This is a genomic window from Phyllobacterium trifolii (genome assembly GCF_014192095.1).
GTDB classification, from domain to species: Bacteria; Pseudomonadota; Alphaproteobacteria; order Rhizobiales; family Rhizobiaceae; genus Phyllobacterium; species Phyllobacterium trifolii.
In genome coordinates, this window is sequence record NZ_JACHXN010000003.1 from 150,255 (window position 1) to 174,956 (window position 24,702).

Annotated in this window: 26 protein-coding genes; 21 read left to right on the forward strand and 5 right to left on the reverse strand. The window is 56.3% G+C overall.

Annotated features, from left to right (window positions below):
- Window positions 1–90 precede the first annotated feature (90 nt).
- The 9 genes from aroC to FHS21_RS05770 all read left to right on the forward strand — a co-directional run bounded on the left by aroC (window position 91) and on the right by FHS21_RS05770 (window position 9,989).
- A complete protein-coding gene (gene aroC / locus FHS21_RS05730) occupies window positions 91–1,185 on the forward strand; it encodes a chorismate synthase (protein ID WP_112527299.1) in 1,095 nt (364 codons plus the stop codon).
- 16 nt (window positions 1,186–1,201) lie between these two features.
- The gene (gene ribB / locus FHS21_RS05735; protein WP_112527301.1) at window positions 1,202–2,305 is read left to right on the forward strand and encodes a 3,4-dihydroxy-2-butanone-4-phosphate synthase; all 1,104 of its coding nucleotides are present in this window, start codon (window positions 1,202–1,204) and stop codon (window positions 2,303–2,305) included.
- A gap of 104 nt (window positions 2,306–2,409) precedes the next feature.
- Window positions 2,410–3,693 carry a cystathionine gamma-synthase family protein gene (locus FHS21_RS05740; protein ID WP_112527303.1) on the forward strand — a complete coding sequence of 428 codons (1,284 nt, stop codon included), beginning with the start codon at window positions 2,410–2,412 and terminating at the stop codon, window positions 3,691–3,693.
- 121 nt (window positions 3,694–3,814) lie between these two features.
- Entirely contained in the window at window positions 3,815–4,741 is a 927-nt protein-coding gene (locus FHS21_RS05745) for a histone deacetylase family protein (RefSeq protein ID WP_112527305.1), read from the forward strand.
- Window positions 4,742–4,744: 3 nt separating this feature from the next.
- A complete protein-coding gene (locus FHS21_RS05750; RefSeq protein WP_112527307.1) occupies window positions 4,745–4,999 on the forward strand; it encodes an exodeoxyribonuclease VII small subunit in 255 nt (84 codons plus the stop codon).
- A gap of 71 nt (window positions 5,000–5,070) precedes the next feature.
- Complete coding sequence (locus tag FHS21_RS05755) at window positions 5,071–6,009, forward strand: pirin family protein (protein ID WP_112527309.1); 939 nt, start codon at window positions 5,071–5,073, stop codon at window positions 6,007–6,009.
- Between the two features lie 75 nt (window positions 6,010–6,084).
- Window positions 6,085–8,004 carry a 1-deoxy-D-xylulose-5-phosphate synthase gene (dxs, locus tag FHS21_RS05760; RefSeq protein ID WP_112527311.1) on the forward strand — a complete coding sequence of 640 codons (1,920 nt, stop codon included), beginning with the start codon at window positions 6,085–6,087 and terminating at the stop codon, window positions 8,002–8,004.
- 5 nt (window positions 8,005–8,009) lie between these two features.
- The gene (locus FHS21_RS05765) at window positions 8,010–8,753 is read left to right on the forward strand and encodes a TlyA family RNA methyltransferase (protein ID WP_183661197.1); all 744 of its coding nucleotides are present in this window, start codon (window positions 8,010–8,012) and stop codon (window positions 8,751–8,753) included.
- Window positions 8,754–8,759: 6 nt separating this feature from the next.
- Entirely contained in the window at window positions 8,760–9,989 is a 1,230-nt protein-coding gene (locus tag FHS21_RS05770; protein ID WP_376772066.1) for a class I SAM-dependent RNA methyltransferase, read from the forward strand.
- Between the two features lie 8 nt (window positions 9,990–9,997).
- Here the strand turns inward: FHS21_RS05770 and tldD are convergent, their stop codons facing one another.
- A complete protein-coding gene (gene tldD, locus FHS21_RS05775; RefSeq protein WP_183661200.1) occupies window positions 9,998–11,410 on the reverse strand; it encodes a metalloprotease TldD in 1,413 nt (470 codons plus the stop codon).
- An 80-nt stretch (window positions 11,411–11,490) separates the two neighbouring features.
- Window positions 11,491–11,958, reverse strand: coding sequence for an invasion associated locus B family protein (locus tag FHS21_RS05780; protein ID WP_245426596.1), 468 nt, complete (start codon window positions 11,956–11,958; stop codon window positions 11,491–11,493).
- Window positions 11,959–12,389: 431 nt separating this feature from the next.
- Between FHS21_RS05780 and coxB the strand changes: the two genes are divergently transcribed.
- From coxB to rnhA, 11 genes are all read left to right on the forward strand, one after another.
- A complete protein-coding gene (gene coxB / locus FHS21_RS05785; RefSeq protein WP_183661493.1) occupies window positions 12,390–13,235 on the forward strand; it encodes a cytochrome c oxidase subunit II in 846 nt (281 codons plus the stop codon).
- A gap of 40 nt (window positions 13,236–13,275) precedes the next feature.
- Window positions 13,276–14,928, forward strand: a complete 1,653-nt coding sequence (gene ctaD / locus FHS21_RS05790) for a cytochrome c oxidase subunit I (RefSeq protein ID WP_114432781.1) — start codon at window positions 13,276–13,278, stop codon at window positions 14,926–14,928.
- A 61-nt stretch (window positions 14,929–14,989) separates the two neighbouring features.
- Entirely contained in the window at window positions 14,990–15,934 is a 945-nt protein-coding gene (gene cyoE / locus FHS21_RS05795; protein ID WP_112527323.1) for a heme o synthase, read from the forward strand.
- A 1-nt stretch (window position 15,935) separates the two neighbouring features.
- Window positions 15,936–16,112, forward strand: coding sequence for a cytochrome c oxidase system small membrane protein (locus FHS21_RS05800; RefSeq protein WP_210283366.1), 177 nt, complete (start codon window positions 15,936–15,938; stop codon window positions 16,110–16,112).
- Entirely contained in the window at window positions 16,109–16,708 is a 600-nt protein-coding gene (locus FHS21_RS05805; protein ID WP_112527325.1) for a cytochrome c oxidase assembly protein, read from the forward strand. Before FHS21_RS05800 ends, FHS21_RS05805 begins: the two co-directional genes overlap by 4 nt.
- Window positions 16,709–16,764: 56 nt before the next feature.
- Window positions 16,765–17,643, forward strand: a complete 879-nt coding sequence (locus FHS21_RS05810; protein ID WP_183661206.1) for a cytochrome c oxidase subunit 3 — start codon at window positions 16,765–16,767, stop codon at window positions 17,641–17,643.
- A 125-nt stretch (window positions 17,644–17,768) separates the two neighbouring features.
- The gene (locus FHS21_RS05815) at window positions 17,769–18,164 is read left to right on the forward strand and encodes a DUF983 domain-containing protein (RefSeq protein WP_112528046.1); all 396 of its coding nucleotides are present in this window, start codon (window positions 17,769–17,771) and stop codon (window positions 18,162–18,164) included.
- A complete protein-coding gene (locus FHS21_RS05820; protein ID WP_112527329.1) occupies window positions 18,157–18,957 on the forward strand; it encodes an SURF1 family protein in 801 nt (266 codons plus the stop codon). The genes FHS21_RS05815 and FHS21_RS05820 overlap by 8 nt, the downstream gene beginning before the upstream one ends.
- Before the next feature lie 50 nt (window positions 18,958–19,007).
- The gene (gene ispH, locus FHS21_RS05825) at window positions 19,008–20,009 is read left to right on the forward strand and encodes a 4-hydroxy-3-methylbut-2-enyl diphosphate reductase (protein ID WP_112527331.1); all 1,002 of its coding nucleotides are present in this window, start codon (window positions 19,008–19,010) and stop codon (window positions 20,007–20,009) included.
- Window positions 20,010–20,019: 10 nt separating this feature from the next.
- A complete protein-coding gene (locus tag FHS21_RS05830) occupies window positions 20,020–21,000 on the forward strand; it encodes a homoserine kinase (RefSeq protein ID WP_183661209.1) in 981 nt (326 codons plus the stop codon).
- The gene (gene rnhA, locus FHS21_RS05835; protein WP_112527335.1) at window positions 20,997–21,452 is read left to right on the forward strand and encodes a ribonuclease HI; all 456 of its coding nucleotides are present in this window, start codon (window positions 20,997–20,999) and stop codon (window positions 21,450–21,452) included. The genes FHS21_RS05830 and rnhA overlap by 4 nt, the downstream gene beginning before the upstream one ends.
- 130 nt (window positions 21,453–21,582) lie before the next feature.
- Here the strand turns inward: rnhA and FHS21_RS05840 are convergent, their stop codons facing one another.
- From FHS21_RS05840 to FHS21_RS05850, 3 genes are all read right to left on the reverse strand, one after another.
- On the reverse strand, window positions 21,583–21,885 hold the full coding sequence (locus FHS21_RS05840) for a YajG family lipoprotein (protein ID WP_112527337.1): 303 nt from the start codon (window positions 21,883–21,885) through the stop codon (window positions 21,583–21,585).
- Between the two features lie 604 nt (window positions 21,886–22,489).
- A complete protein-coding gene (locus FHS21_RS05845; protein WP_112527341.1) occupies window positions 22,490–22,975 on the reverse strand; it encodes a peroxiredoxin in 486 nt (161 codons plus the stop codon).
- 79 nt (window positions 22,976–23,054) lie between these two features.
- On the reverse strand, window positions 23,055–23,852 hold the full coding sequence (locus FHS21_RS05850; RefSeq protein ID WP_183661212.1) for a protein-disulfide reductase DsbD domain-containing protein: 798 nt from the start codon (window positions 23,850–23,852) through the stop codon (window positions 23,055–23,057).
- A gap of 174 nt (window positions 23,853–24,026) precedes the next feature.
- On the opposite strand from FHS21_RS05850, the gene FHS21_RS05855 reads away from it, so the two are divergent.
- Window positions 24,027–24,629 (forward strand): YqgE/AlgH family protein, encoded by a 603-nt coding sequence (locus tag FHS21_RS05855; protein WP_112528048.1) that lies wholly within the window; start codon window positions 24,027–24,029, stop codon window positions 24,627–24,629.
- Window positions 24,630–24,702 lie beyond the last annotated feature (73 nt).

Below are 24,702 nucleotides of genomic sequence, written 5' to 3' on the forward strand. Positions count from 1 at the left end.
TTTTCGTGTGGGATAAAGGAATTTCAACGGCGGGTTTGACCACAGGAGTAAACGCTCATAAAACCCCCTGACAAAACGTCGAGTACGCTTATGTCGCACAATACTTTCGGTCATCTTTTTCGCGTCACCACATGGGGTGAAAGCCATGGAATTGCGCTTGGATGCGTGGTCGATGGCTGCCCTCCGGGTATTTCCTTTACGGAAGCGGAAATCCAGTCGTACCTCGATAAGCGCAGGCCCGGGCAGTCGAAATACACGACGCAACGTCGTGAGCCTGATCAGGTCCGCGTGCTTTCCGGCGTTATGCTGCAAGATGACGGCCTTACCATGATCTCGACGGGGACGCCGATCTCGATGATGATCGAGAACACCGATCAGCGCTCGAAGGATTACGGCGATATCGCTCGCCAGTATCGTCCGGGTCACGCCGATTACACCTATGATGTCAAATATGGGATACGCGACTATCGGGGTGGTGGGCGTTCTTCGGCGCGTGAAACTGCTGCACGCGTTGCAGCTGGCGCCATAGCGCGTAAGGTGGTGCCCGGTCTCGTTGTACGTGGCGCACTGGTTGGGATGGGAATACATACCATCGACCGCGGCCGCTGGGATTGGGATGAAGTGAACAACAATCCATTCTTCACACCGGATGCGGGATCGGTCGACATATTCGCGGACTATCTGGACGGCATTCGCAAGGCGGGGTCTTCCATTGGTGCTATTGTTGAAGTCGTGGCGGAGAACGTTCCGGCAGGTCTCGGTGCTCCGGTCTACGGCAAGCTTGATCAGGATATCGCCAGCTACCTGATGTCGATCAATGCCGTGAAAGGCGTAGAGATTGGCGATGGTTTCGACACTGCCAGACTTACCGGTGAAGAAAACGCTGACGAAATGCGCATGGGTAACGACGGAAAGCCAATTTTCCTGTCCAACCATGCCGGTGGAATTCTGGGCGGCATTTCCAGCGGCGCACCGGTCGTCGCGCGCTTTGCCGTCAAGCCGACGTCATCGATTTTGACGCCGCGCCGGAGCATTGATGCGGACGGAAATCAAGTCGATATCATGACCAAGGGCAGACATGACCCATGTGTCGGTATCCGTGCCGTGCCGATCGGTGAAGCAATGGTGGCGTGCGCCATCGCAGATCATTATCTCAGACATCGCGGCCAGACCGGCCGTATCTAAGCAAAGGGACGCTCATATGGCCTACAATCAAAAACGGGTCGTCGATGCCCTACGCGCTTTCGAACGCGGTGAAATCGTGGTTGTCATGGACGATGACGGCCGCGAGAACGAAGGCGATCTGATCGTCGCCGCAGTTCACTGTACGCCAGAGAAGATGGCCTTCATCGTTCGCCACACTTCAGGCATTGTCTGCACGCCGATGACCCGCGAGCACGCGAAACGCTTGAATCTCGCGCCAATGGTGGCCGACAATGATGCTCCCCATTCGACGGCGTTTACTGTCACTGTCGACTACAAACACGGCACGACAACCGGTATCTCGGCTGAAGATCGCACGTTGACAGCCAGGAACCTTGCCAATCCGAATGCTGGTGCCATCGATTTTGTGCGTCCCGGCCATATTTTTCCGCTGGTGGCCCGCGAAGGGGGCGTACTGATGCGTTCCGGCCATACAGAGGCCGCTGTTGATCTTTGCAAGCTGGCAGGACTGCCACCTGTCGGAGTCATCTGCGAGTTGGTGAACGACGACGGTTCGGTCATGCGTGGTCCCCAGGTTGCAAGCTTTGCCGAAACTCATAAGCTGCATCAGGTAACGGTCGCCGACCTCATTGCCTACCGCCAGCGCAAGGAAACGCTGATCGAGCGAATTGGCGAGTACGAGATTGATACCTGTGCCGGACGTGCCAAGGCAATAACATACGCACTGCCTTGGGAGCCGATGCACCATGCCGCCATCGTTTATGGCGATATTCGCGATGGTGAGGATGTTCCTGTTCGCCTGCAGCGTGAGGATGTGCTAAGCGATGTATTCGGCGCCCGCAACACGCTTGACAGTATCATGAAGCGCATCGCTGAGGAAAAGCGCGGAGTTATTGTCTATCTGCGCGAAGGATCGGTCGGTGTTGGCCGGGATGATGACCGCAATCGTGCAGCATTGCAGGAGCGCGAAGTCCATGCGGAAGCGCGCGTGCGCGAAGAGGAATGGCGTCAGATCGGGCTTGGTGCCCAGATTTTGAAGGATCTCGGCATCACATCGATCCGTCTATTGTCTTCGCGCGAACGGCACTATGTCGGGCTCGAAGGCTTTGGTATCCAGATCACCAAGACCGATATTATTTGAAGACTGGCTCTCGCTTCTTGCGAAGGCCGCTTCAAAATAGCAAGGAATGGTCGTTGGATTTGCTATAATCTCGCTGGATAGGCTCATTCAGCGAGGAGACTGCCATGACCGCTCCCCATCCGTCCAAAACACATATCGGCAATCACGAACTGCATCCTGAGACGCTGATGCTGAACTACGGCTACGATCCGGAACTATCCGAGGGGGCTGTCAAACCGCCTGTTTTCCTGACCTCGACCTTCGTATTCAAGTCCGCGGAAGAAGGCCGGGATTTCTTCGATTTTGTCTCTGGTCGCAAGGAACCGCCGGCCGGTACGGTGGCTGGCCTGGTCTACTCACGTTTTAATCATCCCAACAGTGAAATCGTTGAGGACCGTCTGGCTGTCTACGAGCGGACGGAAAGCTGTGCGGTTTTTTCCTCGGGAATGTCGGCGATTGCCACGACCCTGTTTGCATTCGTCCGTCCGGGCGACTCGATCCTGCACTCGCAGCCGCTCTATGGCGGCACCGAAACGCTGCTCGCCAAGACGTTCCTCAACATGGGCGTTGCGGCCGTCGGCTTCGCTGATGGCGTGAACGAAGCTTCGGTACAAGCTGCCGCTGACCAGGCGATGCAGAAGGGCCGTGTCTCCGTGATCCTGATCGAAACGCCCGCCAATCCAACCAACAGCCTGGTTGATGTGGCAATGATCCGCCGGATCGCCGAGGCCATTGGGGAAAAGCAGGGCCACCGCCCGATAATCGCCTGCGACAACACGTTGCTTGGACCGGTATTCCAACGGCCCATCGAGCACGGCGCGGACATTTCCCTGTATTCGCTGACAAAATATGTCGGTGGCCACTCCGATTTGATTGCCGGAGCAGCGCTCGGATCAAGAGCCGTGATGAAACAGGTGAAGGCGCTGCGTGGCGCGATCGGTACTCAACTCGATCCGCATTCCTGCTGGATGCTCGGCCGATCACTCGAAACGCTCAGTATTCGCATGGAGAAGGCTGACAACAACGCCTTGGCCATTGCCAATTTCCTTCGCGATCATCCGAAAGTTGAGAAAATACACTATCTGCCATATCACGACGCGTCTTCACCCCTTGGTAAGACGTTTGCCGCTCAATGCACCGGAGCTGGCTCGACTTTCTCATTTGACATCGTTGGGGGACAGCCGGCGGCCTTCAAGTTCCTCAACGCATTGCAGATATTGAAACTGGCCGTCAGCCTTGGGGGTACGGAATCGCTGGCCAGCCATCCGGCAACGATGACTCATTCGGGCGTCCCCATCGACGTGCGCCAGCGCATTGGCGTACTGGATTCAACAATCAGGCTGTCGATCGGCATAGAACATCCGGATGACTTGATTGCCGATCTGACGCAGGCATTGAGTATAGCTTGACCAATCGGCACGTACGGTAGAATTCGCTGACATGTCTCTTGTACAACAGCGGGTAGCTGGTGCAATTTGAACGTGACCGCCTGGTCATGCTCATGCCCTTTTGCTGTTGCAGAAAGCTTTCATGGTAACCCGTCTTTATTCGCACCCGATTTATCTGGAACATTTGACACCTCCGGGGCATCCTGAACGGCCGGATCGATTGCGCGCGCTCAATAAGGTGCTGGAGGATAGCACCTTCGATGCACTGGATCGCGTCCAGGCACCAATGGGCGACGAAACAACGATCCTTTATGCGCATCCCCAAACGTTTATTGAACGTGTCCGCGATACCATCCCTGAAGAAGGGCTGACCCGAGTCGATTCGGATACGACTGTGAGCCCTAAAAGCTGGGAAGCGGTGTTGACCGCAATCGGCGCAGCGAACGCCGCTGTGGATGACGTATTCACTGGTGTCGCGGACAATGTCTTCGTAGCTTCGCGTCCCCCCGGCCACCACGCAGAGCGGGACAAAGCCATGGGCTTTTGTCTGTTCAACAGCGCCGCGATCGCCGCCAGGCACGCCCAAAAAGCTCATGGCGTCGAACGCGTTGCGATCGTCGATTGGGACGTGCATCACGGCAATGGTACGCAGGACATTTTCTGGGATGATCCGTCGGTGCTTTACTGTTCGACGCACCAGATGCCGCTCTATCCTGGCACCGGAGCCAAGGACGAGACGGGTGCTGGCAATATCATCAATGCGCCTCTCAGCCCGCAGACTGGCAGCGACCATTTCAGAGAAGCATTTAACACGCGTATTCTCCCCGCTATCGATGAGTTTCGGCCGGAGCTGATTATTGTTTCTGCCGGCTTTGATGCCCATCACCGCGACCCGTTGGCGGAAATAAATCTGAACGAGGACGATTTTGACTGGGCGACCGGTGCCCTGATGGAAAGAGCTGGGAGCTATGCGTCAAACCGCCTTGTCAGCCTTCTGGAAGGCGGCTACGACCTCAAGGGTATGTCGCTCTCGGCGGGCGCGCATATAAGACGCTTGATGGGAGGATGAAGCATGGCCGATGTAGAGAACAATTCCGATATCGCTGCCATGAGCTTCGAGCAGGCGCTCGATCAGCTGGAAAAAATAGTCGATGATCTGGAACGTGGTGACGTGCCACTTGAACAGTCGATCCGGATCTATGAGCGGGGCGAAGCTCTCAAGAAGCATTGCGATACGCTCTTGAGCGCTGCTGAAGACAAGGTGCAGAAAATCCGCCTTGGCCGTAACGGTGAACCCGTCGGCACAGAGCCGCTCGATCCGGAGTGAAGCACAGCGATGCTGTTCAGCACCATGAAGAACCGCTATGCTAAGGCTCCGGCCCCTTCGGAGTAGCGCGCATGAGTTTTTCCCCCTGCCCAGATCCCAAGATAGGTGACTTAGTCGCAATCGATGCAATCGAGACGCTAATTATCCCGCGCACCAGCGATGTTGGCGGGCTCGAAGTTCGGCGTGCCCTACCGAGCGCCAAGCGCCGACTTGTCGGTCCCTTCATTTTCTTCGACCGGATGGGTCCGGCGATCCTTCGCCCGACGGACGCGCTTGATGTGCGGCCGCATCCGCACATCGGCCTTTCGACTGTGACCTATCTTTTCGATGGGAACATCCGCCACCGCGACAGCCTCGGCACGGAGATGGTCATCAAACCTGGTGACGTCAATCTCATGACGGCGGGCCGCGGAATCGTTCATTCAGAACGTTCACCGGAGGAGTTGCGGACCGAACCGTTACCGATTTCGGGGCTGCAGACCTGGCTCGCGCTGCCAGATCATCTGGAGGAAATCAACCCGGCCTTTGCCAATACAGGTGTAGGTGAACTGCCGGTACTGCGCGAGGCAGGAATGGAAGCCCGCATCGTCATGGGCAAGTTCCATGGGGCTGGTTCGCCAGTCAAACAGCATGCGGAAACGCTTTACGTGGACATTCGGCTCGATCCGGGGAGCCATATCCAGTTGCCAGCAAACATTGCCGAAGAGCGGGCCATCTATACGCTGGACGGCTCGGTAGAAGTGGCAGGAGAGAACTTCCCGGCGGACCGTCTATTGGTGTTCCGCGCCGGTGACGAGATTATTGTCCGTGCACCGCAAGGCGCGCACTTCATGCTGTTTGGAGGTGCTGCTCTTCCGTCCAAGCGCTATATCTGGTGGAATTTCGTGTCTTCATCCCAAGAGCGGATCGAGCAGGCAAAAGAAGAATGGCGCACGGGCCGTTTCGATATCGTTCCTGGCGACGAGGAAGAATTCATACCGCTGCCTGAAAACCGACCCATGGAGCGGTAAACTCCGCTTCTTGCTGGTCGGCTGGTTTTCCTTTAGGGAACGGCAAGAATTGAGCTTGGAATTGGAACCTGCGCTTTGGCCAAGAATTTTGAAACACCACTGCTTGATCGCGTTAAAGTTCCTTTGGATTTGCGCCAACTGCCGGAATCCGATCTGCCTCAACTGACGCAGGAACTGCGCACCGAACTGATTGATGCGGTTTCGACGACGGGCGGCCATCTCGGCGCCGGTCTTGGGGTCGTCGAACTAACGGTCGCACTCCATCATGTTTTCGATACGCCGCATGACCGGATCATTTGGGACGTCGGCCATCAAGCCTATCCGCACAAGATACTAACCGGCCGGCGCGACCGTATCCGGACCCTGCGGCAGGAAGGCGGGCTTTCCGGTTTTACCAAGCGCGGCGAAAGCGAGTACGACCCCTTCGGCGCTGCCCATTCGTCCACGTCCATTTCCGCAGGTCTCGGAATGGCCGTTGCCAGCGATCTTTCCGGCACGAAGCGCAACGTGATCTCGGTGATAGGCGACGGAGCGATGTCGGCAGGCATGGCCTATGAGGCGATGAACAATGCTGGAGCTCTCGATGCGCGGCTGATCGTCATTCTCAATGACAATGACATGTCCATTGCACCGCCCACCGGCGCGATGAGCGCCTATCTGGCGCGCCTTGTCTCCGGGCGCGCTTACCGTTCATTCCGCGAAACCGCCAAGCAGCTTGCCAAGAAACTGCCGAAATTCCTGCAGGAAAAGGCGCGCCTGTCGGAAGAGTATGCGCGTGGTTTCTGGACTGGCGGAACGATGTTCGAAGAGCTCGGCTTCTACTATGTCGGGCCCATCGACGGGCACAATCTCGACCATCTGTTGCCCGTCCTGAAGAACGTCCGCGATACGATGGACGGCCCGGTGCTGATCCATGTCGTTACCCAAAAGGGCAAGGGTTACGCTCCGGCGGAGGCAGCTGCGGACAAATATCACGGTGTTAATAAGTTCGACGTCATTACTGGAGCGCAGGCGAAGCCGCCGGCCAACGCGCCAAGTTACACGAAGGTCTTTGCCACGAGTCTGATCGAGGAAGCGCGTCACGACGATAGGATCGTTGCCATAACCGCAGCGATGCCGGGCGGAACCGGTCTCGACCTTTTTGGGGAAGTTTTCCCGGAACGTACCTTCGATGTTGGTATCGCCGAGCAGCACGCCGTGACTTTCGCAGCGGGTCTGGCAAGCGAAGGCTTAAAGCCGTTTGCCGCGATCTATTCGACATTTCTGCAGCGTGGTTACGACCAGGTGGTGCATGATGTGTCACTGCAGAACTTGCCGGTACGTTTTCCCATAGATCGGGCGGGGCTGGTCGGTGCCGACGGCGCGACCCATGCCGGCTCATTCGATACGGGTTTCCTGGCTGCTTTGCCGGGCTTCGTCGTCATGGCCGCATCTGATGAGGCCGAGTTGCGCCATATGGTGCGAACGGCGGCCGAGTATGATGAGGGGCCGATCTCGTTTCGCTATCCTCGCGGTGACGGCGTCGGTATCGATTTGCCTGAGCGGGGACAGATTCTGCAGATCGGCAAAGGCCGAGTTGTCCGTGAAGGGTCGAAGATCGCATTACTCTCGTTTGGCACCCGCCTGCAAGAATGTTTGGCCGCAGCAGACGAGTTGGATGCAGCGGGACTTTCTACAACCGTTGCCGACGTACGGTTTGCCAAGCCGTTGGACGAGGATTTGATTCGTCGTCTGGCACGGGAGCACGAGGTCTTCATTACGGTGGAAGAGGGTGCGATTGGTGGTTTCGCCTCCCACGTTCTGCATTTCCTTAGCCGGGACGGCCTGTTGGACAATGGCCTTCGTGTCCGGACGTTGACATTGCCTGACCTTTATCTCGACCACGCCAAACCCGAAGCAATGTATGCCCGTTCGGGTCTCGACAGTGCGGGCATCGTGCGAACTGTCTTTGGCGCACTTGGCCGCGAGCACATTATTTCGCCAGCCCGCGCGTAACGTCGATGCGGCTCGATCAGCTTCTGGTTGATAAGGGGCTTTTTGCAAGCAGGTCACGGGCGCGCGACGCCATCATACGCGGCACGGTGCAAGTCAACGGTTTTGTCATCACCAAGCCGGGCACCACGGTTTCCATCGACGCAGCAGTCCTTGCCGATGATCCCGCCAGTAGCTATGTCTCGCGCGCAGCGTTGAAACTTGTCACCGGCCTCCATCATTTTGCCATCGACGTGAAAGGATGCACAGCACTCGATATCGGAGCATCGACCGGCGGGTTCACGCAGGTCCTGCTGGAAAGAGGCGCGGACCATGTCATTGCCGTCGACGTTGGTCATGGCCAGCTGCATGGGAGTCTCAAAGCCGATGCACGTGTCATAAATCTTGAAATGCTCAATGCCCGGGAATTGGTCCGCGAGCATCTTGAGGGTCGCAAGATCAATCTCGTCGTTTCTGACGTCAGCTTCATTTCACTAAAACTTGCGCTGCCACCGGCCTTGCATCTGGCAGAGCCTGGCAGCCACTGCGTTCTTCTCGTCAAGCCGCAATTCGAGGCCGGTCGCGAAGCTATCGGGAAAGGCGGCATTTTGCGCGATCCGAAGGATGGTGAACGCGCCGCAAATGATCTAAGGAACTGGTTGGATGGATTGCCGGGCTGGAAAGCTCTTGGGTACTGCCCTTCGCCCATAGAGGGCGGCGATGGCAATCGCGAGTTTCTGCTGACCGGCCTGAAAGCCACGATTGAGAAGTAAAATCTGATGAGTACGCGCGTAACGATCGAACGGATGGGCGCCGGCGGCGACGGCATTGCCGCCACTTCCGCGGGAAGCACCTATGTGCCGTTTTCGTTGCCCGGCGAGGTTGCCAATGTGGCGCTGGAAAATGGCCGTGCCACGCTTGTGGCGCTGCTGGAACCATCGCCCGAGCGCATTGCGCCCGCCTGCCGCCACTTTGAGGAGTGCGGAGGCTGCACCTTGCAGCATTGGCAGGACAGCGCTTATCGCGATTGGAAAAGATCGCTCGTCCACGATACGCTTGCGGGCCGGGGGTTCGCGTTCACGCTCGATCCGCTTGTGCCGTGTGCCCCGCAGACCCGGCGCCGTGCAGTTTTTGCCGTCCGCACGAGTGAGAGGGGTGCCGTACTCGGTTTCAACAAGCATCTCAGTCACGAACTGGTGGATATTGTGGAATGTCCAGTAACAGTGCCGGAAATCGTTGCGCGTCTTGACGACCTCCGCGAACTGGTTGCTGTTCTTGGTGGCGGTATGAAACCCTTCAAGCTGACAGTCACATCCACGGCTTCAGGCCTGGATATTGTGGCATCAGGGTGTGGCGCACCCGACGCCGCCAAACGTCAGGCGCTGACAGCGCTGGTTATCAAAAAGGATTTTGCCCGACTAAGCTTTGAAGGCGAAATCATCGTCGAGCCACGAAAGCCTATTGTCCATTTTGGCAAAGTTCCAGTATTTCTGCCCGCTGGCGGCTTTCTCCAGGCGACCTTGGAAGCCGAGATAGCCATGTCTGCATTGGTTACCGGGCATCTGGCCAAGGCAAAGAAGACGATCGACCTCTTTAGCGGTTCTGGCACCTTCACATTCAGAATGGCAGAGAAATCAGCAGTCCACGCTGTTGAGGGCGAGCAGTCCGCCGTTGATGCGATGGATCGCAGCATCCGGCATGTTCAGGGTCTCAAGCCGGTCACGGCGGAGCGCCGTGATTTGTTCCGGCGACCTTTTCTGGCGCGGGAACTGAAGCCGTATGCGGGTCTCGTTTTTGATCCGCCGCGTGCGGGCGCGGAAGCACAGGCAATCGAGATCGCGAAATCCACCGTGTCGAAAGTTGCGGCGATCTCGTGCAATCCCGTCACCCTCGGCCGCGACCTGAGCATCCTCGTCAAGGGTGGCTATAAAATCGACCGCGTGGTGCCAATCGATCAGTTTCTCTGGTCATCGCACGTCGAAGTGGTGGCCTTGCTCAGCAAAAAATAGGGACCTAGTTAGACCGCCGTCCCGCCAACGGTCATCTGATCCATGCGCAGATGTGGTTGGCCGACACCCACCGGCACCCATTGACCGCCCTTGCCGCAATTGCCGATGCCCGTATCAAGCTGCAGGTCATTGCCGATCATTGAAATGCGTTGCATCGCGTCGGGTCCATTGCCGATCAGCATGGCGCCCTTGACGGGCGCGCCGAGCTTGCCGTTCTCGATCATGTAGGCCTCCGTACAGCCGAACACGAATTTGCCGGAGGTGATGTCCACCTGGCCACCACCGAAGGAAACGGCATAGATTCCGTTCTTGACCGAGGCGATGATTTCTTCCGGCGGTTTGTCGCCGCCAAGCATATATGTGTTGGTCATGCGCGGCATCGGTGCATGAGCGTAGGATTCGCGCCGTCCGTTGCCGGTTGGCTCCATTCTCATCAGGCGCGCGTTTTGCCGATCCTGCATGTAGCCGACAAGAATGCCGTCATCGATCAACACAGTCTTGTTGGTCGGCATGCCTTCGTCGTCGACAGTCAGTGAGCCCCGCCGTTCGGAGATGGTACCGTCATCAACGACGGTTACGCCCTTCGATGCTACCTTCTGGCCGAGCAAACCGGCAAAGGCAGACGTCTTCTTCCGGTTGAAATCCCCCTCGAGACCGTGGCCTACAGCTTCGTGAAGCATCACGCCCGGCCAACCGCTGGAAAGCACGATGTCAAATGTGCCAGCGGGGGCGGGGATTGCTTCCAGATTTACCAGAGCCTGCCGTAGTGCTTCATCGGCAGCATATTGCCATTTATCTGCGACGATGAATTCGCCGAAGCCCTTGCGGCCGCCTGCACCATATGTACCGCTTTCCTGCCGGTCGCCATCGCCGACAACAACGGACACGTTAAGCCGGACCATGGGGCGAACATCGCGCACAAAATGTCCATCGGCACGCAGAATTTCTACCTGCTGCCATGAAGCCGCAAGCGAGACGGAAACCTGCCGCACCTTCGGGTCCTTCGCCCGGAGATAGGCATCAATCTCCTGGAGCAGTTTCACCTTCGCCTCGAAACTCGGCGAGCCAAGCGGATTTTCATCGCTGTAGAGGCTCCGGTTTGTTCCGGGCGGCGCTGCGGTATAAGTTCCGGCGTAGCCAGTCCTTACCGCCGAAGCTGCATCCGAGGCACGCTTCAATGCGCCTAGCGACAACTCGCCGGCGTGAGCATAACCGACCGAATCACCGGCCACGGCGCGCAGCCCAAAACCCTGATCCTGGTTGAATGAACCGTTTTTCAGCCGGCCATTGTCAAAGGCGAGACCCTCTGATTCTCTGTATTCGATGAAGAGTTCGCCATCATCCGCCCCGTCGAGACTCTGCTTTACGGTTTCAAGGATTTTGTCGCGCGGCGCATCAAAACTGTCGATGAGACTTTTCATGAGAATGGGTCCGGTTCAAATGGTGTGAACGGGATGTAGGCCTTCATAGCCCTTTCGACAACCGCAAACTCCCTCGAAACTTATGGAAGTGCGTCAAAACCCTCGCCAAACCCATTAAGTTCGACCGGAATGCCGATACCTTCTTCCGGTGTCTGGAAGACAATGAATGTTGCCGCCTTGCCGGTCTTTAGCGTCTGGACAAGCTGATCTTCCAGAATGACCTCGGCATAGCAACCATCCTCGAAGCAACGAACGAAGTAAGCCCGGCCGATATCTTTACCATCCACATTGAGGCCAAGGCCGTTGGGCAGGAGTACACCAAGGGGGGCAAGTACACGCAAGATCTTCGCTTTGTTGTCCGCCGTTTTCAGAACGACGACGGAGAGGCCCATTTCCGGACGATCCGCCGCGACGACGTTCTGGATCAGCGCGCATTGCTCCGATTTGGCACCCGCCGGCGTATCGCAGAGGATCGACCATGCGCCATGGGTGGACTTGACTGTGCCGCTTTGCTGCGCTGCCATTGCGGTGCCCGCAACGACAGTCATTGACAGAGCAAGCAGACCAGCAGCGATGCTACGTAGCGCGAAAGAGAACATGTAGGCTCCAAAACGAATCATCCAGACGTTAAACCGCTCCGCCCCGGATGAAAAGAATACCGCTCAAACGCTCCCCAGCATAGCGCGGCCTATAAGACGTGGTGTAGCCGAAAAATGGCCGGATTGTGAGCCTAATGGCCCTGTGTGCTGCAAAACAGCTGCAAGAACGAAAAAACTGCTGCTTCGAGCGGTCTGGGGCTTGCTGCTGGAAAGCCGCGCGCAAAAATGCCGCATGAGATCACGTTCGCCTTCCTTGCGATGTAAGCTAATGTGTGGTTTGAACGCGCCATACATCGGGCCATCACGCTGCCCAGTCTTATTCTATGGAATCAATGCTTCATTCGGGAGATTTCTAGGTGAAGAAGAATATTGTCACGCTGATGGGTATCCTGAGTGGCCTGCTCGGTGCCGGCACTGCTTATGCAGCCCAGCCGGAGCCTTGGCAAATGACTTTCCAACCGGCAGCTTCCGCCATTATGGAGCAGATCGAGTGGTTTGAACGCTATACATTGTGGTTTATCGTTCCCATTACGCTTTTCGTGATGGCACTGCTGGCCTGGGTGATGTATCGCTATCGCGCCAGTGCCAATCCGGTCCCGTCAAAAACCAGCCACAATACGGCGGTTGAGATCGTCTGGACCGTAGGCCCTGTCGTCATTCTTCTCTTCTTGGCGATTCCCTCCTTCCAGTTGCTGACGGCGCAGTATTCGCCCGAAGAGCCGAAGTTGACGATCAAGGCCACCGGCTATCAATGGTATTGGGGTTACGAATATCAGGCAGGCGAAGCCCCTGTTTCGTTTGATTCTGTCATGTTGAAAGAGACGGATCGCGCCGCTACCGGGAAGGAAGACAAAAAGGCCTACCCGCGCCTGCTGGCGGTCGACAACGAAATGGTCGTCCCTGTTGATACGACTGTGCGTTTGCTAGTCACCGGTGCCGACGTCATCCACTCTTTCTCCATGCCTGCCTTTGGTGTGAAGATGGATGCCGTTGCTGGCCGCAGCAACGAAACCTGGTTCAAGGCTAACAAGGAGGGCATGTACTATGGTCAGTGCTCGCAGATTTGCGGTAAGGATCATGCCTTCATGCCGATTGCGATCCATGTCGTTTCACAGGATCAGTACAATGCGTGGTTTACTGCCGCCGGGAAAGATCTTCCGGGTGCCTACAAGGCGCTGACCGCAGCAATTGACGCAGACAAGAATGTAAGCGTGGCTGGCAACTAAGCCGGTTTTACGCAATTTATTGAGGAACGGGAGCACTTTGATGGCAGGTTCTGCAGCTCACGAAGCACACGACGCTCACAAGCCGACAGGCTGGACGCGTTGGGTTTATTCGACCAATCACAAGGACATCGGTACGCTGTATCTGATCTTCGCGATCATAGCTGGCCTTATCGGTGGTTCGCTTTCGATCGCCATGCGCGCCGAGTTGCAACAGCCAGGCATCCAGATTTTCCACGGTCTGGCCTCCATGGTTTACGGCTTTGAAGGTGACGCGGCTATCGATGCCGGCAAGCAGATGTACAACGTGTTTTCGACCGCACACGGTCTGATCATGATCTTCTTCATGGTCATGCCTGCGCTCATCGGCGGTTTCGCCAACTGGATGGTTCCGATTATGATCGGTGCCCCGGACATGGCCTTCCCGCGCATGAACAATATTTCGTTCTGGCTGCTCCCGCCCGCACTCCTGTTGTTGATACTGTCGATGTTCGTTCCGGGTCCTGCCGGTGGCTTCGGTACGGGCGGTGGCTGGACAATCTATCCGCCATACTCGACATCAGGTCAGCCTGGCCCGGCGATGGATTTTGCCATTCTCGCGCTTCACATTGCTGGCGCGTCGTCGATCCTTGGTGCCATCAATTTCATTACCACGATCTTCAATATGCGCGCTCCCGGCATGACATTGCACAAGATGCCGCTGTTTGCCTGGTCGGTTTTGATCACTGCATTCCTGCTATTGCTGGCGCTCCCGGTTTTGGCGGGTGGTATCACGATGCTTCTGACCGACCGCAACTTCGGCACGGCGTTCTTCGCGCCTGAAGGCGGTGGTGATCCGATCCTGTTCCAGCATCTGTTCTGGTTCTTCGGTCACCCTGAAGTTTACATCATGATCCTGCCGGCATTCGGCATCATCAGCCACATCGTATCGACATTCTCGCGTAAACCGATCTTCGGTTATCTCGGAATGGCCTACGCCATGGTTGCCATCGGCGTCGTCGGGTTTATCGTTTGGGCCCACCACATGTACACAGTGGGCCTGTCACTCGACACGCAGCGCTACTTCGTCTTCGCCACGATGGTCATCGCGGTTCCAACCGGCGTCAAGATCTTCTCCTGGATCGCCACGATGTGGGGTGGGTCCATCGAGTTCAAGCCGCCAATGGTCTGGGCGATCGGCTTTATCTTCCTGTTCACCGTTGGCGGTGTGACGGGCGTTCAATTGGCTAATGCCGGTCTCGACCGTTCGCTGCATGACACCTACTACGTGATCGCGCATTTCCACTACGTGCTGTCGTTGGGCGCAGTGTTCGGCATCTTCGCCGGCTGGTACTACTGGTTCCCGAAAATGACCGGCTACATGTACAACCATAAAATTGCCCACACGCATTTCTGGGTGATGTTCATTGGTGTCAATCTGGTTTTCTTCCCGCAGCATTTCCTTGGTCTCGCCGGCATGCCGCGCCGCTATATCGATTACCCGGATGCTTTTGCAGGGTGGAACGAAGTATCGTCGATCGGTTCGTACATCTCAGGCGTTGGCGTTCTGATCTTCCTCTTCGGCGTATTCGAGGCGTTCGCCAAGAAGCGTGAGGCTGGAGCCAATCCTTGGGGTGCGGGCGCCACGACACTCGAATGGCAGCTTTCATCGCCGCCGCCGTTCCACCAGTGGGAACAGCTCCCGCGCATCAAGTAAACACGTCAATGCCGGGACTGCCAAAGGTTGTCCCGGCATCGAATAATACAAGACGGATCAAATGGCACTGATTGAGAAAAACGCAAATCTTGATGCGAGTATTGGCCTCTCGGAAGCCAATGCGTCGGATTATATTGCGCTGCTCAAGCCACGCGTCATGTCCTTGGTTGTCTTTACTGGCTTCGTTGGAATGATGGCTGCTCCTGGCCAGATAAATCCCGTCTTGGCCGCAATCGCCATCCTTTGCATTGCAGTCGGGGCAGGCGCCTCAGGTGCACTCAACATGTGGTACGATGCCGACATCGACGCCATTATGAAGCGCACCTCGAAGCGACCGATCCCTGCAGGACGTATCTCGCGCGGCGAGGTGTTGACATTTGGTCTCCTACTGTCGGCTTTTTCAGTCGTAACGCTGGGCCTTTTCGTCAATCTCTTGTCGGCATTTCTTCTGGCATTCACGATCTTCTTCTATGCTGTCATTTATACGATGTGGCTGAAGCGTTCCACGCCGCAGAACATCGTTATCGGAGGAGCAGCGGGTGCGTTTCCACCCATGATCGGCTGGGCGGCGGTCACGAATTCTGTGAGCATGGAAAGCATCGTCCTTTTTCTCATCATCTTCCTGTGGACGCCGCCGCATTTCTGGGCTTTGTCGCTCTTCATGTCGGATGACTATGAGAAGGCGAAAATCCCGATGATGCCCAATGTGGCGGGAGCCGCATCGACGAAGTTTCAGATTTTTCTCTATACTTTGCTGGTAGCACCAGTTGGTGTCCTCCCTTGGATCATGGGATTCGCGGGGCCAGGGTATGGCCTGTTTGCCATAGCGATGGGCGGTGCCTTTCTTGCTTCGGCCTTCACTGTATGGCGTGCTCCAGTTGGCGATGCGATGTTGAAGCCTGCCAAGAAGATGTTCGCTTTCTCCATTTTCTATCTTTTCAGTTTATATGCGGTGCTCCTCGGCGAGATTCTGGTGCGCAAGGCATTTCTGGTGGCTGGTGTTTAATATGAGCAACGACATGGTAACTCTCACGGACAAGCAGAAGCGGGCACAGCGCAGTCGCTCCCTGGCGCTCGCGCTGGCGTTGGCCGCGTTTGTTGTCGTTGTCTATGTCGGGACATGGGCCAAAATCGGGGCCAATCACTCTTCGCAAACGGCACCCGTAACGAGGCCCGCACAATGAGCGATGCACCGAAGCGCAAGGTTTCCGACCGGACGATCGCAATTTCTTGCCTCGCGTTCTTCTTCGGCATGGTGGGTATGGCGTTTGCTGCCGTCCCGCTCTACGCCATGTTCTGCCAGGTCACGGGATATGGTGGCACGACCCAGCGTGTTGAACAGATGTCCGATACAATTCTTGACAAAAAAATCACTGTGCGTTTCGACGCCAATACTTCTGGTGGCTTGCCGTGGCAGTTCGAGCCTGTACAGCGCGAAGTCACGATGAATATCGGCGAAACCAAGCTGATCAAATACGAGGCCAAGAATATTGTCGACAAGCCGACCGCCGGGCGCGCGTCATTCAACGTGACGCCGCAGGCTGCGGGTGCTTACTTCAACAAGGTCGAGTGCTTCTGCTTCACGGATACGGTCCTGAAGCCAGGTGAAGATCTGGAAATGCCGGTCGTCTTTTTTGTCGATCCGGACATCGTCAATGCGCCTGAGCTGAAGGGCGTCAACACAATCACTCTATCCTACACATTCTTCCCGATCCCTATGCCGGCACCCATTGCTGCCAATACCGAGGTCAAGAAGAATGGTACATCAGGACAACTCTAAACTGCGCCGGCTTAGCCCGGTGTCAAAACCAATGAACAGACCTTGCGAGGGTTAGAATGGCCGAGACGCACCAAAAGAACCACGATTACCACATCATCGATCCCAGCCCTTGGCCGTTTCTTGGCTCGGTTGGCGCGTTTGTTCTCGCAATCGGCGGCATCGCTTTCATGCGTTATCATGCCGGCGGCGAGCTTGTCCTTTTCCGTGCTAATCTCACAAACCCCTGGATCCTGCTTATAGGCGTGATGATCGTTCTTTATACGATGTACGGCTGGTGGTCCGACACGATCAAGGAGAGCAAGGAAGGCCATCACACGCGCGTGGTCTCGTTGCATCTGCGCTACGGCATGATCATGTTCATCGCGTCAGAAGTGATGTTCTTCGTTGCCTGGTTCTGGGCTTTCTTCGATGCCAGTCTTTTCCCCGGGGAAGCAGCGCAAGTAGCGCGGACAGCATTCACCGGCGGTGTATGGCCCCCGAAGGGTATTGAAGTTCTCGACCCGTTGCACCTGCCGCTTTATAACACCGTTATCCTGCTTTTGTCCGGCACGACGGTCACGTGGGCGCACCATGCTCTGATCCACAATGATCGCAAGGGCCTGATCACGGGCCTGACGCTCACCGTCCTGCTTGGTCTGCTCTTTTCCTCGGTGCAGGCATACGAATACATTCACGCTCCATTTGCGTTCAAGGATTCGATCTACGGTGCAACATTCTTCATGGCGACTGGTTTCCACGGTTTCCACGTCATCATTGGAACCATCTTCCTCGCTGTATGCTTGCTTCGTTCGCTCCGGGGTGACTTTACGCCGACCAAACATTTCGGCTTCGAGGCTGCGGCCTGGTATTGGCACTTCGTTGACGTGGTCTGGCTGTTCCTGTTCTTCTCGATCTATGTATGGGCATCCTGGGGTGCTCCGATAGCCGTGGAATAGGCGGACTTTGTCTAAAATTTGCGGGCGGTCGTGGAAACACGGCCGCTCTCACTTTTTCAGCACATTCCTGCGCAACCATCCGATATACTCACTGCAAAGCCCCTCCGGCCTTGAGGCACATGACCATGAATCAAGACACGGCGCTTTACCCCCCAGTTGACCCGGTAGCTGCCGGCGTTAAGGCGAGGTGCCCACGCTGTGGACAGGGCAAGCTGTTCGATGGCTTCCTGACGCCGGCGAAGCACTGTTCCACCTGTGGGCTGGACTATTCATTCATCGACACGGGCGAGGGCCCGGCAGTTCTGGTGATGCTCTTGATCGGCTTCATTGTCGTCGGCCTTGCCCTCTGGATGGAGGTGACGCTCGATCCGCCATTGTGGCTGCATTTTATCATGTGGATACCCCTGGCCCTCGTGCTCTGCCTTACGGCGCTCCGCTGGATGAAGGGCATTCTGATAGCCTTGCAGTACAAGCATAAAGCCGCAGAGGGTCGGCTTGATACGCTGGATAGCCATGACTGAGCGTGTGACACCTTTACCAAGCAACCGCTTCCCGTGGATAAAAGTTGTCCTGGGTGCAATCGTTTTCGCAATCTTGATCGCCCTCGGGACCTGGCAGGTCGAACGCCTGTACTGGAAGGAAGGCCTGCTGGCGGAGATAGATGCTCGAACGCATGCGAAGCCCTCTTCGCTCGCCGAGATCGAGAAAGTCTGGGCGGCTGAAAAGGATGTCGACTACCGGACAGTGACAGTGACCGGCCGGCTGCTTAATGATCGCGAGCGTCACTATTTCGCGACCTATGACGGCACTTCCGGGTTCTACGTCTATACGCCGCTTTTGCTTGACGACGGTCGCGCAGTCTTCGTTAATCGCGGCTTTGTTCCCTATGACAAGAAGAATTCCGTGACACGGCCACAAGGCGAAGTCGAGGGACAGATGGTTGTGACGGGGCTTGCGCGCAATCCGCTTTATGACAAGCCTTCGTCGATCGTGCCGAATAACGACCTCATGACCAATATCTACTATTGGAAAGACCTGCCAACGATGGCGGGACAGTCGGGCATTGCAGATGACAAGCTGGTTCCTTTTTTCATCGATGCCGACAAGACGCCAAATCCCGGGGGCCTGCCGGTCGGCGGTGTGACGATCATCGATCTGCCAAACAGCCACCTGCAATATGCGGTAACCTGGTATGGCCTCGCCGTGACACTGCTTGCGGTTGCGGGAATTTCGCTTTGGCAGCGATACCATCCCAAAGATCCAAACGAGCCTGATCCCAGCCAATCTGAAGCTTCGGACTTGACTTCGCGTTGATTGCCGCCCAATTCCAACAGCACTGTAACGCTTCCATGAGACACGACACGATGGCTGACAAGAAACCACTGACAATCCGCCTGTGCGGGCCGCGCGGTTTTTGCGCCGGTGTGGATCGCGCCATCCAGATCGTCGTTTTGGCGTTGAAGAAATATGGCGCACCTGTCTACGTCCGCCATGAGATCGTGCATAACCGTTACGTCGTCGAAGGCTTGCAGGCCCGCGGAGCGGTTTTTGTCGAAGAGCTCGACGAAATTCCTCCGGAGCATCGCAATCAGCCTGTGGTCTTTTCCGCGCACGGGGTTCCGAAGTCGGTTCCCTCCGATGCGGAAAGCAAGAACCTTTTCTATCTGGATGCAACATGCCCGCTGGTGTCCAAGGTTCATAAGCAGGCGATGCGCCACCAGCGGCTCGGCCGCCATGTCATTCTCGTCGGTCACTCGGGCCATCCGGAAGTCATCGGTACGATGGGTCAATTGCCTGAAGGTGCGGTGACGCTGATCGAAACCATCGCCGATGCTGAGACCTATGTCCCCGAGGATCCCGACAATCTCGGCTTCGTGACGCAGACAACACTTTCCGTTGACGATACTGCCGGGATCATCGCGACCTTGCAGCGCCGCTTCCCCGCGCTGACGGCACCAGCTGCAGAATCGATCTGCTACGCCACTACGAACCGCCAGGACGCTGTGAAAGCCGCGGCTCCAGGCTGCGATCTTTTTCTCGTCGTGGGAGCTCCGAACTCTTCCAATTCAAAGCGACTGGTTGAGGTCGCCGAACGGTCGGGGGCCGTACAATCCCTGCTGGTTCAACGAGCCGGCGACATCGACTGGAGCAGGGTCGGCAACATTTCGGTGGTCGGATTATCCGCCGGAGCTTCAGCTCCGGAGATCATCGTTGACGAAATCATTCAGTCCTTTTCGGAGCGGTATATCGTGTCGATCGAACTCGCGGAAACAACCATCGAGACCGAAAATTTCCATGTGATGCGGGACCTGCGCGATGTGGAACTGACGAGCGCCGATATGGCATTCGTCAACGGCAGCCGATAAGAGCTAGCATATGGCCGTCTATACCGACATCAATGAAATCGACTTGGCGCACTTCCTCAAAGACTACGACATCGGCGAGCTGCTTTCGTATAAGGGCATTGCCGAGGGCGTCGAAAACTCCAACTATCTGCTGCATACCAGCACTGGATCGTACATTCTGACGTTGTACGAGAAACGTGTGAACAGCAACGATCTGCCGTTCTTTCTCGGTTTGATGCGCCACCTGGCGGGCAAGGGGATACGCTGTCCTTTGCCAGTGAACCAGAAGTCCGGATCAAGCATCGGTGAGCTGGCTGGTCGGCCTGCTGCGATCGTAACCTTTCTCGAAGGCATGTGGATGCGCCGCCCGACCGTGCAGCATTGCTTTGCCTTGGGCGAGGCAATGGCGAGGATGCATGTCGCAGGCGAGGATTTCCCCATGCGCCGCCCCAATGCGCTCTCGGTGGAAGGTTGGCGGCCCCTGTGGAATAATTCCAAGACCGGTGCCGATCGGGTTGAACCAGGCCTTGCAGACGAGACAGAGACCGATCTGGCCTTCTTCGAGTCCAACTGGCCGTCGCACTTGCCCTCGGGTGTCATCCATGCAGACCTTTTTCCAGACAACGTCTTCTTTTTGGGAAACAAATTGTCGGGACTGATCGATTTCTATTTCGCCTGTACCGATCTGCTTGCCTACGATGTGGCCGTTTGCCTGAACGCCTGGTGCTTTGAAAAGGATCATTCTTTCAATCTAAACAAGGGCACAGCCTTGCTCCGAGGCTACAATTCTGTTCGCCCGCTCTCGGCGGACGAAGCGGTAAGCCTACCTGTCCTTGCACGCGGTTCGGCGCTGCGTTTCATGCTCACAAGATTGTACGATTGGCTCAACACGCCGGAAGGCAGCCTCGTCGTCAAAAAAGACCCGATGGAATACATCCGCCGGATGCGCTTTCACCGCCAGATCAGGTCGGCAGAAGAATACGGGCTTATCCTGGAAGGGTCAAAAGTGTGAAGGAGATTCAGGCTTTTACCGATGGCGCTTGCTCCGGCAATCCCGGCCCGGGAGGCTGGGGCGCGGTTCTACGCTGGAACGGCAATGAAAAGGAACTCTCTGGCGGTGAAGCCGACACGACCAACAACCGTATGGAGTTGATGGCGGCGATCTCGGCTTTGAATGCCCTGAAGGAGCCCTGCCAGGTCGATCTCTATACGGATTCGGTCTATGTTCGCGATGGTATTTCTGGCTGGATCGACGGCTGGAAGCGTAACGGCTGGAAAACTGCCGCGAAGAAGCCGGTGAAGAATGCCGAACTCTGGCATGCGCTGGATGAAGCGCGCAAGCGTCACAAGGTGGTCTGGCATTGGGTCAAAGGGCATGCGGGTCATCCGGAGAACGAGCGTGCCGACGAACTCGCGCGCGCCGGCATGGCACCATTCAAACAGAAGCGAATGCCGCAAGTTTAAGCATATCACGTGAATAGGTGCGCGAGGCGCAAGGATGGCGATGCGTTGCGGCCGGTATTTCGCGGGGCCTGGCGATAGAGCCTTCCCGGCATGAAATAGAGGGATCGGCGCGAACCAATCCCCCACAACGTTACTGGCCGGTCATGATGCCCTTGACGCCGCGCCCCATGGTGCAAGCTTTCAGATGGGCGATTTCCGCCTCATGGTCGCCTCCACTCATACTGGCTACCGGCAAACCGATCAGGAAAACGCCAAGCGCGTCATTGGTCGCGGCAGATTGCTGAACCGATGAAAAGGCGGCAAGTTGTTGCGCCGCGTTGGGTGGGCAATTGCTGGCATAGGCAAGCGGCTGGATGCGGCCGGGCGGCGTGGCGCAACCGGCGAGCAAGCTGATGGCGATGAATGGTGCTGCTAGTTTCTTCAATTTGGTCATTTTCCCCTGAAAGCGTTTTCTCATCAGGCCGGTTTGTCATCCCCCGGCGACGGGCAAGCGCCCGAATGGTCAGAGTAAACGCTCAAGGCTTAAGGATTGCGCCCGACTTAGATTAAGCTTTTAACCAACTGACGCGCATCGATGGTATTATCAGCCTTTGTCTTCATCACAGCCGATGTTCAGCGGCCGGCGACTTCGGCGAAAGGATTGATGGAGCTCACCTTGGAGGCGTCCTTGGACAGAACTTCCCACGGACAGTGGGCCCGTTACCCGCCATTTCTGTCTGAGGGTGCTGATTGCCGGATGGCAATGCTGCTGTGCGTGGTTCGACAAGCTCACCATGAGGGAAGTGGGTTGATGGCAGGGAGCCACAATTTGCAAAGCGAAGAACTACCGCAAGGCGCATTAGGGTTGGTGACTATCCATGCAATCCTCAATCTCCCTCATGGTGAGCTTGTCGAACCACGCACAGTGCCTTTTGCCAAAATCTAGTACCGACAGCAGAGTGTCTCTTACCCCCTTTTGAAGAGGGAGGTTGCATAGCAGCAGGGAGGGAGGCTTGGATTTACACCCAGACTTATCCCCACTCCGATATGCTCTTGTTCTAGAGCTGATTGAGAATGGTAGCTGCGCTCGAGGTGACAGCCTGACCAGGAGACTCTTCGATATTGAGTTGCTTCACCACGCCGTCTTCAATCAGCATTGAATACCGCTTGGAGCGTATGCCCATATTACCGGCACCAAGATCGACATCAAGACCGACTGCCTTGGTGAACGTGGCATTGCCGTCCGAGAGGTACTGAATCTTTCCCTCGCCATTCGTTGCCTTGGCCCAGGCGCCCATGACATGCGGATCATTGACGGCTACCACGACAATTGCGTCGATGCCCTTTGCCAGAATGGCATCCCTGTTTTCAAGATAACCTGGCAGATGGTTCATGCTGCAGGTCGGCGTAAATGCGCCAGGAACAGCAAAGAGAACAATTCTCTTGCCCTTGAATAGCGCATCGGAGCGGACTTCACTGACACCCTCATCCGACTTCGTCTTGAATACAGCGTCCGGCAAACGCTCGCCTACCTTGATCGTCATGAATAGCTCCCTGTGAGATGATGATATGTGACTTTCCGCAGATAGGGTGCGCACTTGGAAAAGTCGAGAATTTTGATTGCTATTCCTGCACGCCGATCGTTCCGGAGACCGCCTTGTCTCCCTGAACCAGCGTGTAGTTGAGAGGCGGCGTTTTTTTGTCCTTTCCGGAAATGATCCGCACGGAAAAAACGGCACTATTCGCCTGCCGGTCCTTCAGTTTCGACATGCCGAACGTAACGATTCCATCGCCCGCGACGAAAATGTCGGTGTTTGGATCATCGGAAGGAAGGTCGACCGTTACCCTAACACGATCATCCTTGCGTACCGCGCTACGCGCCCCGAATGTCGCCGACGCTACGCCCGGCAGCTGTTCAAAGGCCGAATCTATGAGCGTTTTGGTCAGCGGGTCGGTCGGTTTGGTGTTGTCGACGGCAAAATCAAACTCCGCTTTGACAGGGATGCAGATCGTCTCGCAAATTCCAAGAAATGCATGGCCCTTCAAATGAGCGGGCTTGGCAGGATCGGCCAGCGTGAGCGTCACTGGCAAGGCGATCGGTTTCTTGTATCCCGCCCAGTGCGTATTGCCCTCATCGAAGCGATGCGGTGTTGGAAACGAAAGCGCATAGCTTTTAATGTTGGTGCTTTCGGTGAGATCGAGTTCTGGCGGCACACCCGCATCACCGGGTTCTCGCCAATAGGTTTTCCAGCCCGGATCGAGATTAATCTCTATGGCTCCGCGGATCTCGGGCGATGGCTGGACGGGATTGTCGATGACGAGCCTGACATTGCCGCCGGGCGTCTTCGTCCATTCGGAGTTTGCATGCGCCGGAGCGGCAAACGCAATCACGGCGGCAAGAAAGAGCAATTCTGTTTTCATTTTGGGACCTTTACAGGCCTTTTGGGCACTATCAAGGATGTGACTGTTTTTGCGCATCATTTCTGTGTGAGAAGTAATCCTGCAATGCGTGCGCGGCTGAGGGATTTAAGTATCATTTACAATTCGTTACCCAAAGCCGTTGTCATTTACAGAATCCTTGGTACCTTTATTCTCATGGAGATTTTCAGAGACGCCAACAAAGAGACCGGATTTCTGAATGGACAGTTCCTTCTCGCTATGCCGGGAATGGACGACAGCCGGTTTGCGCGCTCGGTCATCTATGTTTGTGCGCACTCTGAAAAAGGCGCTATGGGCCTGATCATCAACCGTATCCAGGACATGGAATTTTCGGATATCCTTGTTCAACTGGGTGTTCTCGATGAGCAACAGGCAATCATGATGCCTGAACGGACGCGCGATTTTCTGGTGCGCAATGGGGGACCGGTCGAAATGCGGCGAGGCTTCGTCCTGCATTCCGATGACTATCTCACCGATTCAACCATGCCGGTCGCAGAAGAAATTTGCCTGACGGGAACTGTGGATATACTGCGTGCCATCTCTGGTGGCCGCGGACCGCGCAAAGCCTTGATGACGCTGGGTTATTCCGGTTGGGCTTCGGGCCAACTCGAGACCGAGATCGCCAATAATGGCTGGCTCACCTGCAAGGCGTCGCAGGAGCTGCTTTTCGACACGGATATCGAGAGCAAGTACGATCGAATTCTTGCCTATATGGGCGTTGATCCTTCGCGGCTGGCTACTGTCGCCGGTCACGCCTGAAGACCCCTTGCCAATTCACCCTGACGGCCACCTGATGTGATTTTCTCGACTTCCGGTGCTCATGGACGCAAAT